This window comes from Embleya australiensis (genome assembly GCF_051903075.1).
Taxonomy (GTDB): Bacteria; Actinomycetota; Actinomycetes; order Streptomycetales; family Streptomycetaceae; genus Embleya.
This window is the reverse complement of the sequence record NZ_CP182422.1, coordinates 2,619,457-2,634,017: the sequence shown is the minus strand read 5'-3', so window position 1 is coordinate 2,634,017 and position 14,561 is coordinate 2,619,457. Positions and strand designations below refer to the sequence as shown.

The window sequence follows — 14,561 nt, the reverse complement described above, 5'->3', positions numbered from 1 at the left end:
CGCCGGTCGGCGTGGGGCGCGGACGGGCCCGCCTTCGATCGTACGGGCCCACTACCGTCGGCGGCATGACCGAGATCGTTGTCGTGAACTCGCCCGACGAGGCCCCGCGGGAGTGGGACGCGAGCGTCTTTCTGGCCGGACCCACGCCGCGCGCCTCGCACGTCGCCTCCTGGCGCCCGGCCGCGTTGAAGCTGATCCGCGAGCGGTGGCGCGGGCCGGGCCGGCTCGTGGTGTTCGTGCCCGAACCCGCCGACGGGCACTCGTGGCCCTCGCACCGGGTGCAGCGGGACTGGGAGTTGCGCAACCTCGACCGCAGCGACCGGGTGCTGTTCTGGATCCCGCGCGATCTGCGCGACCTGCCGGGGCTGACCACCAACGACGAGTGGGGCTGGCTCAAGGACTCGGGCCGCGCGGTCCTGGGTACCCCGCCCGACGCGCCGCAGGTGCGCTACCAGCGGGCCTACGCGCTCGGCCACGACGTGCCGCTACGGGACACCCTGGCGGCGACGATCGACACCGTGCTCGACGCGCTCGGCGCCGGTGCGGCGCGGGCGGACGGCGAACTGGACATCCCGTTGGACGTGTGGCGGACCCGGGCCTTCGCCGACTGGTACGCGGCCCAGCGGGCGGCCGGCAACACACTGCTCGGCGGCCGGATCGTGTGGGTGTGGCGGCACGGCGGCGAGACGTGGTTGTGGGCGGCGCACGTGCGGGTCGCGATCGCCGCCGAGGCGGGCCGGGTCAAGGACAACGAGGTCGTGCTCGGTCGCCCGGACGTGGCGGCGGTGGTGCTGTACCGGCGGGCCGAGCCGGTCACGGCGAGCACCGTGGTGCTGGTGCGCGAATTCCGCTCGGCGGCGCGCACCGAGGACGGTTTTGTCCACGAGGTGCCCGGCGGCAGCGGGTACACGGCCGAGGACGGCTGCGCCGAGGTCGGCCAGGAAACCGGTCTGGTACTGGCGCCCGAGCGGTTGCGCCCGCACGGCTCGCGGCAACTCGCCGCGACGTTGGCCGCGCATCACGCGCACGTGTGGTCGGCCGAGCTGACCGAGGCCGAACTGGCCCGGCTACGCGACGTCCCCGGTCCACATGGTGTGGCCGGGGACGGGGAGCGCACCGAGGTCGAGATCACGACGTACGGCGAACTGCTGCGTGATGGGCGCGTCGATTGGTCGACGCTGGGGATGCTGGCGGCCGTGCTGGCCGCCGCCGAGGATCAGCGGTAGTTGCCGAGACCCGTGCAGGGGGCGTGGCGCTCGACGAGGCAAACAGTGTCGTCGATCGTCATCAACCGGCCGCCGACGACCTCCGGGGTGCGGAACACCGGGGTCTGCAGGGTGACGAGCGAGCGCGGGCTGAGCGCCGCGACATACGGCTCGCCACAACGGGTGCACATGGCGGGGGCGGTGAGGGTCTTCAGCATGGTGCTTCCTCCGTGACTGGTGACGTTAACCTTCCGTTCACCTTCGGTTCGGTCTCCAGTTTCCTTCTTGGATCCGTAAATGTCAACTGTGTTGGCCTACGGGGGTGGCCGTATATATGGCATCCTGACGATGTGGATCACAAGGATGTCGACGGCACGGACCCCGAAGCCGCCGAAGAGGGCCTGGTCAGGGCCGCGAAGGCCTACCGAAGGACCGAGAAGGCGCACGAAGAGGCGCGTCAAGAACTCAAGCGGGCGGCGATCCGGGCGATAGTCGCGGGGGTCAAGCAGTCCGAGGTGGCCAAGGTCACCGGCTGGACACGTGAATACCTGCGACGGCTGAAGAAGGACCGCTAGGACCTGTGCTCAGGCGGTGCGACCGCCGGGACCTGCGCTCAGGCGTTGTCGAGGTCGGCCGGGTTCTCGAAGCCGGGCAGGCCGGCCGGGTCGGTCGCGCCGCCGAACGCGCACAACACGTGGCGCTCGACGATGTACGTGGTGCCCGACGCGTTGAACACCTGCCCCGACACGGGGGCGTCGATCCGGGAGAGGTAGCGCCGCTGGGTGGGGATCAGCTGGGCGATGTACGGCTCGTTGCAGCGGGTGCAGGTGGCCGGCGTCGCGGTCGGCGAGGCCGAGGCGTAGCGGTCCAGGGCGATGACGAGCCGGTCGGCCAGGTGCGCGGCGGTGCGCTGGGTGGTGGCGACCCGCTCCGGATCGCCCGCCTCGCGGGACTCGGCGCAGGCCCGGAGCGCGTCGCCGATCCGGCGCAGCGCCACCTTGTGGAACGGCGGTGCCTGCGCGGACAGCGCGTCCGCGCGGTCGGCGATCGAACCGGCGGAACCGGCGAACGCGGGGTGCCGCTGGGCACCCTCGGCGCCGAGGGCCGAGACATCGGCGGCGAGGCCGCGCAGCGCGGCCACGTGCTCGGGCGTCAGGCTCATGGTGTGCCGTTCCTTTCTGCCGTCCGACTGGGAGGCAACTCCGTTCGATGGGAGGCAACCCGTCCATAGTGGACAGACTCGACCGATAAACGCCATGGAATGTGACGATCGGCACGTTGTTGCCCGGTTTGTCAGAGTTTGCCGAGCGGTAAACCAGGCCGGCGCCGGTGTGCGCTGTGGCGATCCGAAGACGAAACCGTTATGCAATGGCTGGAAAGAACCCCTTGTTGGCGGTCGAGCGAGGGGAGGAGAGTCACGATCACATCGTTCTAGGGGGATATATGCGCACTGTGAAAGTCGGACTGCTCGTGGTGATGCTGACGTGTGCCGTCGGCGCCTGCGGGAGCGGGGACGACGGTTTCGGCGGCCTGGGGGTGAACAAGACGCAGAGCGCGAGCGGCCCGAGCCCGTCGGGGGAGGAGAGCTCCACCGCGCGCGCCACGGACGACACCTCGCCGACGCCCACCGCCGGCCGACCCACCGCGACGCGTCCGCGCACCACCGCGCCGGGCACCCCGACGTCGGGCACCTCCGCGGGCAGCGGCGGTGACTGGTCGTCGTCGTATTCGACCAGTTTCCTCAACGGTTGCCTCAGCACCTCGAACAACAACACCCGCTACTGCCAGTGCACGCTGACCGAGCTGCAGGGCAAGTACAGCCAGGCGCAGATGAGCGCGTTCGACCAGGAGTACGCGCGCACCAACAAGCTGCCCGACGAGTTGCAGAGCACCGTGCAGAAGTGCCTGAACACCGGGTGACGGAGTCGGCCGGACGCGTCACCGCCGCCCCATCGGGTGGCGGTGACGGTCTCGTCAGTGCGGGATCTCGTCGATGAGGGTGCGGGCACCCATGGCGAGCAGTTCGCCGGCGACCGCGGCGCCGAGCTTGTCCGGCTCCGAGCCGTGGTCGGTGGCCTCCAGGAGATCCGCGCCGTCGGTGGAATACACCGCGGCGTGCAGGGTCAGGCCGGTGTCGGAGTCGGTGCAGTGGGCCGCGATCGGGCTGTGGCAGTGGCCGCGCAGCTCGCGCAGCAGGGCGCGCTCGGCGGTGACGCAGGCGCGGGTGCACGCGTCGTCCAGGGTCCGCGCGGCGGCCACGGTCGCCGCGTCGTCGACCCGGCACTGCAGCGCCAGCACCCCCGCGCCGATCGCCGGCAACATCTGAGTGGTGGTCAGGATCTGGGCCACGCGCCGCTGTTCGCCGATCCGCTCCAGACCCGCGACGGCCAGGATCAGCGCGTCGAACTCGCCCGCGTCCAGCTTGGCCAGCCGGCCGTTGGCCGAGCCGCGGATCGGCACCGGGGTCAGCCCCGGGTGGCGGCGCCGCAGTTGCGCCGCGCGGCGCACCGAGCTGGTGCCCACCCGGGCGCCGGACGGCAGGTCGGCCAGGCGCGCGCCGACCACGCAGTCGTGTACGTCGTCGCGGGGCAGGTAGGCGGCGATGGTCAGCCCGTCGGGCAGCGGCACGTCGCCCGGGATGTCCTTGAGGCAGTGCACGACCAGGTCCACCTCCCCGTCGAGCTGCGCGCGGTCGAGTTCCTTGACGAACGCGCCCTTGCCGCCGAGCCGGGCCAGGCTGCCGCCCCAGCGGTCGCCGCTGGTGGACAGCGGGACGATCGTGGGTTCGTGCGGTTGTCCGGACAGCAGGGCGGCGACGAGCCGAGCCTGCGCGAGGGCCATGGGGGAGGACCGGGTTCCGATGCGGAGCTGCATACGCGACACGCTATGGCCGTGGCGGCCGCGCGGCCGAATTTCGGCGAAGTCCGGTACCTCGCAGGGGGGATGTGCGACTGCGGGGGGTCGGCCCGCCAGTCGTTCGGACCAGTCGCCGTGTCCTTCGGGCGTGGTGCGGCGTTGGGCAGGCACGGCTCGTCGGCGTTCGACGGACACCGGACCTGGAGACAAGGAAACCGCCCCATGCAGCGCATCGTTCGCGGCCTTCTGGTCAGTACGGCCGTCATCGCGGCCCCCGTCGTCGGCGCGACCGTGGCGGTGGCCGTGCCGGCCGGTGCCCAGACGCACACGGTTCGGGCCGACACGATCGAGACGGTGAGCGGGCTCTGTGGCAACGAGGCCGGCGCGCTCGCGTTCATCAACCCGACCTTCGGCCAGCGCTGCTGAGGCGGGACCCGACCGCGCGGCGCCGGCGGTGTCCCGATCCGACCCGGTGGGCGGATCGGGACACCGCCGTGCGCTGTGTCAGAGGGCGATGTCGGTGCTCAGGCGCAGGTCGCCGAGGGAGCGGCCGACGCGCAGGGTGTAGGTGCCGGGGGCGGTGGCCCAGGCCGCCTCCGCCTCGTTCCAGCGGGCCAGGGTGCGGGCGTCGATGTCGATCGTGGTGGTCGTCCGCGCGCCGGGCTCGACGTCCAGGGCGGCGAAGCCGACCAGGCGGATCGGCTCCGGGCGCCCCCACAGCGTGCCGTCGGCGGTCTCCAGGTACACCTGCACCACCTCGCGGCCGGCGAGCTCGCCGGTGTTGGCGACGGTGACCTCGACGCTGACGCCGGCCGCGTCGCCCTTGGCCGCGACCGCCTCGTAGGCCCAGCTCGTGTAGCCCAGGCCGTGGCCGAACGGGTAGGCGGGGGCGGCCTCGCCCAGGGCCCAGGCGCGATAGCCGATGTTGCTGGACCGCTCCGCGTAGTGGTGCTCGCCGTCGATCCGGGCGGTGGAGTACACCGGGACGTCGGTGTCGGCGGCCGGGTAGGTCGTGGGCAGCCGCCCGCCCGGCTCGGCCGCGCCGGTCAGCACGTCGCCGAGGGCCGCGCCGCCCTCCTGGCCGGGCAGCCAGGCCCACACCACGGCGGCGACCTCGTCGCGCCAGGGCATCAGCACCGGCGAGCCCGCGTTGACCACCACGACGGTCCTCGGGTTGGCCGCGGCGACCCGGCGCACCAGTTCGTCGGAGCGCCCCGGGAGGGCCAGGTCCGCACGGTCGAAGCCCTCCGACTCGATGTCGTCGGTGGTGCCGACCACGACCACGGCCACGTCCGCCGCCCGGGCGGCCTCGACCGCGGCGGTCAGTTCGTCCTCCTCGGAGCGGCGCGGGTTCGCCCAGCCCAGGCCGAGCGCGGCCATGAAGAACCGCTCGCCCTGGCTGAAGTCGACCCGGATCGCCACCTCCGTGCCGGCCGTCGCCTCGATCTCGATGCGGGTGGCCTCCGGGCGCATGATCGTCTCGATCACGTCGGTGCCCTCGGGGGCGGTCATGTCGATCGTTTGGGTCGTGCCGTCGATGTCCACCTCGAACCGGCCCGCGCCGCGGACGTCCAGGATGTTCGTGCCGGACACGGTCGGGGTCACGTTCACCCGCAGCCGGATCACGACCGCTCCGGCCGGGATGTTGTCCGGCCAGAACATCAGGCTGGAGCCCAGGCGGTGTTCGGAGGAGAGCAGGGTGCCGTCGGCGTCCAGGAACTCCGCGCGCAGTCCCGGCTCGCCGGTCTCCGGGTCCACGGCCGTGTCCAGGGACAGGTCGGCCAGCGCGCGGTGGGTGAACGCGCCCTCGGTGAGCGTCAGTTCGACGCCGTCGCCGAGCGCGGCGCGCAGGCCCTCGGGGATCGAGACCACGTGCGCGGGGTTCACATGCGCGCTGCCGCCGCCCTGGGCGGACAGGCGCAGGGCGTTCGGGCCGATCAGCGCGACGCGCGAGAGCGCGCCGGGGTCGAGCGGGAGGGTTCCGTCGTTGGCGAGCAGCACCATGGCCCGGGCGGCGATCTCGCGCAGCGTGGCGATCGCGTCGTCGGGGGTGGTGGTCGTGGCCGGGGTGCGGTCGCCGAGCACCCCGACGCGGGCGGCCAGGCGCAGGACCCGGACCACCCGCTCGTCGATCAGCGACTCGGCGACCCGGCCCTCGCGCACGGCGGCGAGCAGCGGTTCGCCCCACACCTCGGACGGGCCGGGCATCGCGACGTCGGTGCCGCCCGCGGCCGCGGCCTCGGTGGAGCGCACCGCCATCCAGTCCGAGACCACCACGCCGTCGAAGCCCCACTCGTCCTTGAGGACGTCGTTCACAAGGCGCGAGTTCTCGGTCATCGTCTCGCCGTTGACCCGGTTGTACGCACTCATCACCAGCCACACCCGGCCGGTGCGCACGGCCTCCTCGAACGGCAGCAGGTAGACCTCGCGCAGCGAGCGCTCGTCGATCCGCGAGTCGTAGGACATGCGCTCGTCCTCGGTCTCGTTGCCGACGAAGTGCTTGATCGTGGCTCCGACCCCGGCGGACTGCACACCCTCGATGAAGGCGGTCGCGATCCGCGCGGTGAGCAGCGGGTCCTCGGAGTAGCACTCGAAGTGCCGGCCGCCGAGCGGGCTGCGGTGCAGGTTCACGGTCGGCGCGAGCAGGACGTGGATGTCCTTGTCGCGGGTCTGCGCGCCCATCACGAAACCGGCCCGGCGGGTGACCTCCGGATCCCACGCGGCGGCGAGCGCGGTGGGGCTGGGGAACAGCAGCGAGGTGTCCCGCTCGTCCCAGGTGACGCCGCGGACGCCGACCGGGCCGTCGGAGACGCGCAGCTTGCGCAGGCCGATGCGCGGGATCTCGGGGAGCGACCAGAAGTCCTCGCCGACGATCAGGGACAACTTCTCCTCGAGGGTGAGCCGGGCCACCAGCGCGCGCAGCTCGTCGTCCGTGGCTTCGGTGGGGGTGGGGTCGGACATCGTCGTCTGCCTTCCGCTCGCGTTCCCGATCGATCCGGATCGCGCCGGACGGGTCGGTGGGGGACCTCCCCGTACCGTAATCGGAAAACTTTGTGGTCGGTAGTTTTGTGATCTCAGCGTGATCTACACCTCGACGGGCCTCCGTCGGGACACGGCAGGATGGGGACATGGACGTACGACCCGACGATCTCTCCGACGCCCCACCGCCCCGGGCCGGGCGGGCCAGACCGCGTGGGCGGGGGTACGCGTCGGGGGACGCGCGGCGTACGCGCATCCTCAACATCGCGCTTCAGGAATTCGCCGAGAACGGCTACCGGGGCACCTCGCTCGCGCGCATCGCCGAGCGCGCCGAACTCACCCAGGCCGGGCTGCTGCACCACTTCCGCAGCAAGCAGGAACTGCTCGTCGCGGTGCTCGACCTGCGCGACCGCATGGACATGGCACACCTGGACCTGGCCGAACTCCCGCTCGGCGGCGCGGCGGTGCTGGCCAAGTTCACCGAACTCGCCGAGCACAACCAGGCCATCCCCGGCCTGGTCCAGCTCTTCACCGTGCTCACCGGCGAGGCGGTCACCACCGACCACCCCGCGCACGGGTGGGCCCGGGACCGCTACGCGCTCCTGCGGGCGAGCGTCACCGCGTCCCTGGAGGCCGGTGTGGCCTCGGGCGAACTGCGCGCGGACGTGGACCCGGCCACGGTGGCCGCGCAGGTCTTCGCGATGATGGACGGGCTCCAGCTGCAATGGCTGCTCGACCCCGAACACGTGGACATGGCGGCGCTGTTCGCCGACTACGTGGAGCACCTGCTGCGCCGCATCCGGGCCTGACCCCGGGCCCTATGCCTTGTCCGGCGCGCCCTCGCCCGCGGTCAGCTCGCGCAGCACCGCGCCCAGGTCCCAGTTGGACAATCCCGCCAGCGCCTCGCGGAAGACGGTGAGCCCGAACAGGTCGCCCCGGGCGGTCATCCGGCCGGCGGCCAGCGCCTCGCGCGGCGCGTGCCGGTCGTTGAGCAGGATCACCCGGCGGGCGGTGTCGTAGTCCATGTGCACGATCAGGTCCGGCCCCGGCAGCAGGCCCGGACGGACCAGGACGCGGCCCTGGAAGACGTCCAGATGCAGTTCGGCCGGGTCCTCGCGGCCCGGGACGTCGCTGACCACGATGTCCACGATCGCCGGATGCGGCGTGCGCTTCTCCGGATCCGGGGTGATCAACCGGCTCAGCCGGGACACCGCCGCGATCCACGCGTCGGACATGAACGCGTGCCGATCCAGGGCGGGCTCAGCGGCGTCGGCCGGCACCGGCTCGGTCCGGGTGCGCTCGGGCTCCTCGCGCAGCACCTTCCCCAGCTCCTCGCCGAGCCGGCGGGCGGCCGTACGGCGCATCGCCCGGGCGAGTTCGGCCTCCACCGCGCGCAGCGCCAGCGGACGCATGCGACGGATCATCTCCGCCGTCTCGTCCGCGTCGCCGTCGGCGGGCAGCAGGTGCGTCTCCATCAACCGCCCGAAGCCCTCGGCCACGTGCTCCATCGCCGCGCGCAACATCCGCAGCTGCTCGGTGACCGCGCCCACCGGGACGCCGGCCGCGTGCAGCTCGGCGCCGACCGCCAGCTCGCGCGGACTGGGCACCCGGAACACGGTCAGCGAGTCGTCCTCGGGCTCCAGGAGGCCCAGGCGCACCGCCCCCGCGAGCGCGACCGGATCGGACAGTCCGCCGAACATCGCGATCAGCTCGGCGCGGGTCATCCGCTCCGGGGTCTCCTCGCTCCACGGACCGCTCGCCTCGGCGACCAGGCCGAGCACGCCGCCGAGGCTGCGTCCGCCGTCCCAGGCGTCGAGCAGCTCCTTGATGCTGACCAGGCTGTAGCCGCGCTCCAGGAGTTGGCCGATCAGGCGCAGCCGGCCCAGATGGGCGTCCTCGTACAGCGACACCCGGCCCTGGCGCCTGGGCCGCGGCAACAGTCCGCGATCCTGGTATGCCCGTACGTTGCGTACGGTGGTGCCCCCCTCGCGGGCGAGGTCTTCGATCCGATAATCCGCCAACCTCGTGCCTCGCGATCCTCGTGCCCCGTGTCCGCGGCCAACGTAATGCAGATACGTTCGAGGTTCGATCACGCGGTGATCGCAATGGGCGCGGGAACGCTCCCGGAGCACGGTCCGGGAACACGGGTCCGGCGGATCCCGGAACCGGGAAGAGCGCGGGCGCGGGGCTCAGGGAATGACCACGACCGGGCGTTTGGCGTGTTTGACCAGACGGCACGCGACCGATCCGAAGATGCGACTGGCCAGCCCGGTGGATCCGCCGACCACGATCGCGTCGGCGGTGAATTCGCGCGCGACGTCCTCGATCTCGTGGCAGATGTCACCCCCGCGCTCGACCAGGATCCACGGCACGTCGCTGAGGTGGTCCGCGCAGGCCAGTTCCAGGCCCAGGGCCTCGGAACGACTGTCCGGCACGTCGATGAAGACCGGCGGCTCGCAGCCGGCCCACACGGTGGCCGGAATCCGGTTGGCCACGTGCACGATCACCAGCCCGCCGCCGAGTCTGCGCGCCATGCCCGACGCGTACGCGAGGGCTCGCTCGCTGGACTCGGACCCGTCGAAACCGACCACGACGGGATGCTGGAACGCGGGATCGCGCTGATGGGGGGAATCGGGACGGAGCAACGGAGTGCCGTCCGGGAAGTCACTGAACTCGAAAGCAGCCATGGGAATCGGGCGTCTTTGCTGTGGAGGGGCGCCTCGGGGCTTTCTGTACCAGATTACTGCGCCGACCCGCACATTCGACAGTGTCGGTCGGGGTTCTCCCGGACAAAAAAGACACTGGGCCGTGTACCGGTCTGGGCATGGTGCGGTCCGCCGGACCACGCGCGGGGATGGATCCCCCGGGCAAAGCCTCGGCGAGACACGCACATTAGCCGGACAAGGCCGTGAATGGGGAGACCCGGGCGGCCGTGTGGGTGATTGCGTTCCGGGCGCGGCCGTCTCGGGCCCGGTCGCCGGGGCGCCGCACGGGCCGGTTCGAGCCGGCCCCGGGGGACCGTTCGGGGGTGCGGACCGACGCCGCAGGGGGAACGGGCGTTACCCCGGACCCCGCCCGAGCGTTGGTCAGGGCGACACCGTGCGTCCGGGCGACCGCGTAGTCACGGGCGGCGATCCGCTGGTCGGACGCCGACCCACCCGCACGCCCACCCGCGTCGCGGCGCCGACGTCGAACCTGTCCGACGGCCCGACACGCGCCGGGCCGTCGGCGGGTTCGACGCTTCTTTGGACCCGGCCGGCGTCGGTCCCGCGTGGCCTCACATCGTGAGCAGCACCCCGCCGTAGGCCGCGCCGGCGATCAACACCCAGGAGGCGAAGCCGAGCAGCAGCGCGCGCCACCCGGTGCGGATCAGCCGACCGAGCCGGACCATGCTCCCCAGTCCGAACAGCGCGGCGGCGAGCAGCAGATCCTGCATGGTGCTGGCCGCCTCCAGCACGCCGGCGGACAGCAGACCGGTGCTGCGGACGGCGACCATGGCCAGGAAGCCGAGCACGAACAGCGGGATCAGCGGCGGCCGCCGGGACCCGGCCCGCCCGGTGTCGCCGGCCCGCGCGGCCCGACGGCGCAGCGTGTACGCGGTGCCCGCCACGATCGGCGCGAGCAGCAGCACCCGCATCAGCTTGACCACGACCGCGGTGTGCAGCGCGACCGGCCCGGCCACCCCGCCCGCCGCGACCACCTGGCCGACGTCGTGCACGCTCGCGCCGACCCAGCCGCCGTAGTGCGTCGGGTCCAGGCCCAGCGGCACCCGCAGCAGCGGCAGCACACCGATCGCCAGGCTCCCGCACAGGGTGACCAGCGCGACCGAGGTGACCACGTCCTCCTCGTCGCTGTCGCTGACCCCGTTCATCGCGGCGACGGCGGAGGCGCCGCAGATGGAGAAGCCGGTCGCGATCAGCAGCGGCTGATCGCCGGGCAGCCCCATGCGCCGGCCGAGCCACTGGGTGGCGAAGAAGGTGAGCATCACCACCACGATCACCATCGCCACGGTCGGCAGCCCGAGTCCGACGATGTCGCCGAGCGCGAGCTTGAGCCCGAGCAGCACCACGCCGGCGCGCATCAGCCGCCGTCCCGCGAAGCCGAGCCCCGGCGCGGTGGCGGCGGGCAGCACCCGCACGTTGGCGGCGAGCACGCCCAGCGCCACCGTGGCCGTGAGCATCGGTACGTGCGGCCAGACCCGGTGCGCGCCCCAACTCGCGGCCACCGCGAGCGTCGCCGCGAGCAGCCCCGGCCACAGTCGGGCCCTCGCCGTCCCGGCGGAAGCCGTGGACTGCCGGTGGTGGGCGCGCTGCGCGGTCGTCAGGGTCATGATCACCACCCTCGGCCCGCCGTCCCCGCGCGGGTAGCGGTCGATTGCCTGGTAGGTCATAGGGTTTGGCTATGACCTCGAACGCGCGCCCGGCGGACCGGTTGCCGGATCTGTACACGCTGGAGCTGCTCGTGGCGGTGACCGAGAACGGCAGCCTGGGTGCCGCCGCCCGCCGGTTCGGGATCAGCCAGCCCTCGGCCAGCGCGCGGATGCGCACCCTGGAGCGGCGGCTCGGCGTACGGCTCCTGGAGCGCAGCACCACCGGTTCGGTGCCCACCGCGGCGGGCCTGGTGATCACCGACTGGGCGCGCGGGGTGCTCGACCAGGCGCACGCGCTGGTGGAGGGCGCCGCCGCGCTCAAGGCCCGGCAGGAGGACCGGCTGCGGGTGGCGGCGAGTCTGACCGTGGCCGAGCACCTGGTGCCCGGCTGGCTGACCGCGCTGCGCGAGGCGGTGCCCGGGCTGCACGTCGGCCTCCAGGTGACCAACAGCCTGCACGTGATCGAGGCGCTGCGGGCGGGCGAGGCCGACATCGGCTTCGTCGAGGGGCCCTGGGTCCCGCGCGACCTGCAGTCGGCGGCGGTGGGCCGGGACCGGCTCGTGGTGGTCGTCGCGCCGACCCACCCGTGGGCCCGGCGGCGGCGCCCGATCGCGGCGGCCGAGTTGGCGAACACGCCGCTGCTGCTGCGCGAGGCGGGCTCGGGCACCCGGGAGACGCTGGAGCGGGCGCTGGCGGCCTATGACGGAGTGGCCGTGCCCGCCCTGGAGTTGGGCGCGACGGCGCCGCTGCGCTCGGCCGCGATCGCCGGATCCGCGCCCGCCGTGTTGTCCGATCTGGCGGTGCGCGAGGACCTGGCCGAAGGGCGCCTGGTGGCCGTCCCGGTGGCCGATCTGCCCGCCCTGGATCGCGTCCTGCGCGCGGTGTGGCCGCGCGGCCGGGAGCTGCCGGAGGGCGCCCTGCACCTGCTGCACGCCGCCCGGCGGCGCCCCGGGGCCTGACAGCCCGCTCAATTGTCGATAAGTTCCGCGATGTGACCACCGTCACAAACACGCATATCTACATAACGTCACGTAGAGAACACCATGCATAGACAAGGTAAGAGAGAGTAAGTTCCGATCTTGGGTTACGCGAGTGACGCCTGTGAACTACTGGGGCGGGACAGCCTGCGCGATCCGGACCGCCGGCACGACCGGGGCCGTGCAGGTCACAGAGGGGTGAAGGGGGCGATCGGGGCCATGAGCAGGATCGACAGCCGCAAGGACCGGCGACGGGGCCGAGCACGCGTGGTCGATGCCGATCACCCGGCCGAGTCCGGCGCGATCGACGCGACGGGCGCGACGGGCGCGATCGACGTCGGTTCGGGCGGCGACGAGGACGCGGCGGTGATCGTCGCGGCGTCCACCGTGCTCTCCGAGGCTCCGCCCGAACACGACTCGGTCGACGACGACGGCGAGTACGCCGACGACATCGACCTCGACGGCGAGTACGACCCCGACGGCGAGGGTGTCCTTGCCCCGGGGCGGGAGCGCCCGCTGCTCGGCCGGCGGCGGCCGGACACCATCGCGGTGCTGCTGTTCGCCAACTCGCCGATCCTGGAGAGTTCGATCCCGATATCGGTGTTCGGGGTCGATCGACGCGACGCCGGCGTGCCGAACTACCGATTACTGGTATGTGCGGCCGAACCCGGACCGCTCCGCACCACCGGCGGCGTCGAACTGATAGCGCCGTACGGCCTCGACGCGCTGGCCCGTGCCGGCACGGTGATCGTGCCCGCGTGGCACTCGCCGTCGCGGATGCCGCCGCCGCCCGTCCTGGAGGCGCTGCGTCGGGCGCACCGCGAGGGGGCCCGGATCGTCGGCCTGTGCGGTGGCGCCTTCGTGCTGGCCGCGGCCGGTCTGCTCGACGACCGTCCGGCGACCACGCACTGGATGTACGCACCCGCCCTGGCCAAGCGCTATCCGAAGGTCCGGGTGGACCCGCGCGAGTTGTACGTGGACGACGGCGACATCCTCACCAGTGCCGGCACCGCGGCCGGGATCGACCTGTGCCTGCACCTGGTCCGGCTCGACCACGGTCCGGACGCGGCCAACGCGCTCGCCCGGCGCCTGGTCGTGCCCGCGCATCGCATCGGCGGCCAGGCCCAGTACATGGACCTGACCCTGCCCGAGGAGATCAGCGGCGACCCGCTGGCCACGGTGATCTCGTGGGCGCTGGAGAACCTCGCCGAGCGCTTCGACATCGAGCAGTTGGCGACCCGCGCGTACATGAGTCGGCGCACCTTCGACCGGCGTTTTCGCACGCTCACCGGCAGCGCTCCGCTGCAGTGGCTGCTGACCCAGCGGGTGCTTCAGGCGCAGCGGCTCCTGGAGACCACCGATCTCCAGGTCGAGGAGATCGCCCGGCGCTGCGGATTCCGCTCGCCGGTGGCGCTGCGCGGGCACTTCCGCAAACAACTGGGCGTGCCGCCGGCCTCGTACCGCGAGACGTTCCGCACCCGCGGCCCGGAGGAGACCGGGGACGAGGAGGTCTGTGCACGGGCCGTAGGGTGACCCCATGAACGACCGCTTGGTCTGGATCGACTGTGAGATGACGGGACTCGACCTGTCCCGGGACGCGTTGGTGGAGGTGGCGGCGCTCGTCACCGACTCCGAGCTCAACATTCTGGGCGACGGGGTCGATGTCGTGATCCGCCCGCCCGCCGAGGCGCTCGCCGGCATGCCCGATGTGGTGCGCAAGATGCACACCGCTTCAGGTCTGCTGGACGAGCTGGAGGCGGGCGTGAGCCTGGCCGAGGCCGAGGCCGAGGTGCTGCGCTACATCAAGGCGCACGTGCCCGACGGCCGCAAGGCGCCGCTGTGCGGGAACTCGATCGGCACCGACCGAGGCTTCCTGGCGCGGGACATGCTCGACCTCGACGCCTACCTGCACTACCGGGTGATCGACGTCTCCTCGATCAAGGAGTTGGCCCGCCGCTGGTATCCGAGGGTCTACTTCCAGAGCCCCCCGAAGGCCGGCAACCACCGCGCACTGACCGACATCCACGAGAGCATCGAGGAACTGCGCTACTACCGCGAGGCGATCTTCGTCCCGGAGCCGGGACCGGACAGCGACGCCGCCAAGGCGATCGCCGCCCGGTACGGCCACAAGCCGGCCGAACGCGCCTGAGATCGGGCTCGCGCCCGCTTCGCGTC

15 protein-coding genes are annotated in these 14,561 nt (G+C 72.5%); 8 read left to right on the top strand and 7 right to left on the bottom strand.

From position 1 onward, the window contains the following. The first annotated feature begins 65 nt into the window (after positions 1-65). Entirely contained in the window at positions 66-1,226 is a 1,161-nt protein-coding gene (locus tag ACMXN5_RS11065; RefSeq protein ID WP_439675098.1) for a nucleoside 2-deoxyribosyltransferase domain-containing protein, read from the top strand. Here ACMXN5_RS11065 and ACMXN5_RS11060 read toward each other — a convergent pair. After that, the gene (locus ACMXN5_RS11060; protein ID WP_439675096.1) at positions 1,217-1,423 is read right to left on the bottom strand and encodes a hypothetical protein; all 207 of its coding nucleotides are present in this window, start codon (positions 1,421-1,423) and stop codon (positions 1,217-1,219) included. The two genes, ACMXN5_RS11065 and ACMXN5_RS11060, sit on opposite strands and share 10 nt — an antisense overlap. 132 nt (positions 1,424-1,555) lie before the next feature. Here ACMXN5_RS11060 and ACMXN5_RS11055 point away from each other — a divergent pair, with 132 nt between their 5' ends. Then, positions 1,556-1,780: a hypothetical protein gene (locus ACMXN5_RS11055; protein ID WP_395789659.1), complete on the top strand. Its 225-nt coding sequence runs from the start codon at positions 1,556-1,558 to the stop codon at positions 1,778-1,780. A 38-nt stretch (positions 1,781-1,818) separates the two neighbouring features. On the opposite strand, the gene ACMXN5_RS11050 is transcribed toward ACMXN5_RS11055, so the two are convergent. Continuing rightward, the gene (locus tag ACMXN5_RS11050; RefSeq protein WP_380028952.1) at positions 1,819-2,367 is read right to left on the bottom strand and encodes a hypothetical protein; all 549 of its coding nucleotides are present in this window, start codon (positions 2,365-2,367) and stop codon (positions 1,819-1,821) included. Between the two features lie 281 nt (positions 2,368-2,648). Here ACMXN5_RS11050 and ACMXN5_RS11045 point away from each other — a divergent pair, with 281 nt between their 5' ends. After that, the gene (locus ACMXN5_RS11045) at positions 2,649-3,125 is read left to right on the top strand and encodes a hypothetical protein (protein WP_439675094.1); all 477 of its coding nucleotides are present in this window, start codon (positions 2,649-2,651) and stop codon (positions 3,123-3,125) included. Positions 3,126-3,179: 54 nt separating this feature from the next. Here the strand turns inward: ACMXN5_RS11045 and hemC are convergent, their stop codons facing one another. Further along, positions 3,180-4,079 (bottom strand): hydroxymethylbilane synthase, encoded by a 900-nt coding sequence (gene hemC / locus ACMXN5_RS11040; protein WP_439675092.1) that lies wholly within the window; start codon positions 4,077-4,079, stop codon positions 3,180-3,182. A 204-nt stretch (positions 4,080-4,283) separates the two neighbouring features. On the opposite strand from hemC, the gene ACMXN5_RS11035 reads away from it, so the two are divergent. Beyond that, positions 4,284-4,487: a hypothetical protein gene (locus ACMXN5_RS11035; protein WP_439675091.1), complete on the top strand. Its 204-nt coding sequence runs from the start codon at positions 4,284-4,286 to the stop codon at positions 4,485-4,487. A 78-nt stretch (positions 4,488-4,565) separates the two neighbouring features. Here ACMXN5_RS11035 and ACMXN5_RS11030 read toward each other — a convergent pair whose 3' ends face one another. Continuing rightward, positions 4,566-7,022, bottom strand: coding sequence for a beta-glucosidase (locus tag ACMXN5_RS11030; protein WP_439675090.1), 2,457 nt, complete (start codon positions 7,020-7,022; stop codon positions 4,566-4,568). A 167-nt stretch (positions 7,023-7,189) separates the two neighbouring features. On the opposite strand from ACMXN5_RS11030, the gene ACMXN5_RS11025 reads away from it, so the two are divergent. Then, a complete protein-coding gene (locus tag ACMXN5_RS11025; protein WP_439675088.1) occupies positions 7,190-7,849 on the top strand; it encodes a TetR/AcrR family transcriptional regulator in 660 nt (219 codons plus the stop codon). Between the two features lie 9 nt (positions 7,850-7,858). On the opposite strand, the gene ACMXN5_RS11020 is transcribed toward ACMXN5_RS11025, so the two are convergent. The 3 genes from ACMXN5_RS11020 to ACMXN5_RS11010 form a co-directional block, all read right to left on the bottom strand. Then, a complete protein-coding gene (locus ACMXN5_RS11020; RefSeq protein WP_439675086.1) occupies positions 7,859-9,061 on the bottom strand; it encodes a MerR family transcriptional regulator in 1,203 nt (400 codons plus the stop codon). 168 nt (positions 9,062-9,229) lie between these two features. After that, complete coding sequence (locus ACMXN5_RS11015; protein ID WP_126642565.1) at positions 9,230-9,727, bottom strand: universal stress protein; 498 nt, start codon at positions 9,725-9,727, stop codon at positions 9,230-9,232. A 590-nt stretch (positions 9,728-10,317) separates the two neighbouring features. Continuing rightward, positions 10,318-11,430 carry a YeiH family protein gene (locus ACMXN5_RS11010; protein WP_439675084.1) on the bottom strand — a complete coding sequence of 371 codons (1,113 nt, stop codon included), beginning with the start codon at positions 11,428-11,430 and terminating at the stop codon, positions 10,318-10,320. An 11-nt stretch (positions 11,431-11,441) separates the two neighbouring features. Here ACMXN5_RS11010 and ACMXN5_RS11005 point away from each other — a divergent pair, with 11 nt between their 5' ends. From ACMXN5_RS11005 to orn, 3 genes are all read left to right on the top strand, one after another. Beyond that, positions 11,442-12,368 (top strand): LysR substrate-binding domain-containing protein, encoded by a 927-nt coding sequence (locus ACMXN5_RS11005; RefSeq protein WP_395789645.1) that lies wholly within the window; start codon positions 11,442-11,444, stop codon positions 12,366-12,368. Positions 12,369-12,605: 237 nt separating this feature from the next. Continuing rightward, positions 12,606-13,919, top strand: coding sequence for a GlxA family transcriptional regulator (locus ACMXN5_RS11000; protein ID WP_380002846.1), 1,314 nt, complete (start codon positions 12,606-12,608; stop codon positions 13,917-13,919). Positions 13,920-13,923: 4 nt separating this feature from the next. Continuing rightward, on the top strand, positions 13,924-14,535 hold the full coding sequence (gene orn, locus ACMXN5_RS10995; protein WP_395789643.1) for an oligoribonuclease: 612 nt from the start codon (positions 13,924-13,926) through the stop codon (positions 14,533-14,535). The last annotated feature ends 26 nt before the right edge of the window (positions 14,536-14,561 follow it).

What these genes read in the sequence shown, in the direction of transcription:
- ACMXN5_RS11065 (WP_439675098.1), top strand. Translation starts at nt 66, where the DNA reads ATGACCGAGATCGTTGTCGTGAACTCGCCCGACGAGGCCCCGCGGGAG.
- ACMXN5_RS11060 (WP_439675096.1), bottom strand. Translation starts at nt 1,423, where the DNA reads ATGCTGAAGACCCTCACCGCCCCCGCCATGTGCACCCGTTGTGGCGAG.
- ACMXN5_RS11050 (WP_380028952.1), bottom strand. Translation starts at nt 2,367, where the DNA reads ATGAGCCTGACGCCCGAGCACGTGGCCGCGCTGCGCGGCCTCGCCGCC.
- ACMXN5_RS11045 (WP_439675094.1), top strand. Translation starts at nt 2,649, where the DNA reads ATGCGCACTGTGAAAGTCGGACTGCTCGTGGTGATGCTGACGTGTGCC.
- hemC (WP_439675092.1), bottom strand. Translation starts at nt 4,079, where the DNA reads ATGCAGCTCCGCATCGGAACCCGGTCCTCCCCCATGGCCCTCGCGCAG.
- ACMXN5_RS11035 (WP_439675091.1), top strand. Translation starts at nt 4,284, where the DNA reads ATGCAGCGCATCGTTCGCGGCCTTCTGGTCAGTACGGCCGTCATCGCG.
- ACMXN5_RS11030 (WP_439675090.1), bottom strand. Translation starts at nt 7,022, where the DNA reads ATGTCCGACCCCACCCCCACCGAAGCCACGGACGACGAGCTGCGCGCG.
- ACMXN5_RS11025 (WP_439675088.1), top strand. Translation starts at nt 7,190, where the DNA reads ATGGACGTACGACCCGACGATCTCTCCGACGCCCCACCGCCCCGGGCC.
- ACMXN5_RS11015 (WP_126642565.1), bottom strand. Translation starts at nt 9,727, where the DNA reads ATGGCTGCTTTCGAGTTCAGTGACTTCCCGGACGGCACTCCGTTGCTC.
- ACMXN5_RS11010 (WP_439675084.1), bottom strand. Translation starts at nt 11,430, where the DNA reads ATGACCTACCAGGCAATCGACCGCTACCCGCGCGGGGACGGCGGGCCG.
- ACMXN5_RS11005 (WP_395789645.1), top strand. Translation starts at nt 11,442, where the DNA reads ATGACCTCGAACGCGCGCCCGGCGGACCGGTTGCCGGATCTGTACACG.
- ACMXN5_RS11000 (WP_380002846.1), top strand. Translation starts at nt 12,606, where the DNA reads ATGAGCAGGATCGACAGCCGCAAGGACCGGCGACGGGGCCGAGCACGC.
- orn (WP_395789643.1), top strand. Translation starts at nt 13,924, where the DNA reads ATGAACGACCGCTTGGTCTGGATCGACTGTGAGATGACGGGACTCGAC.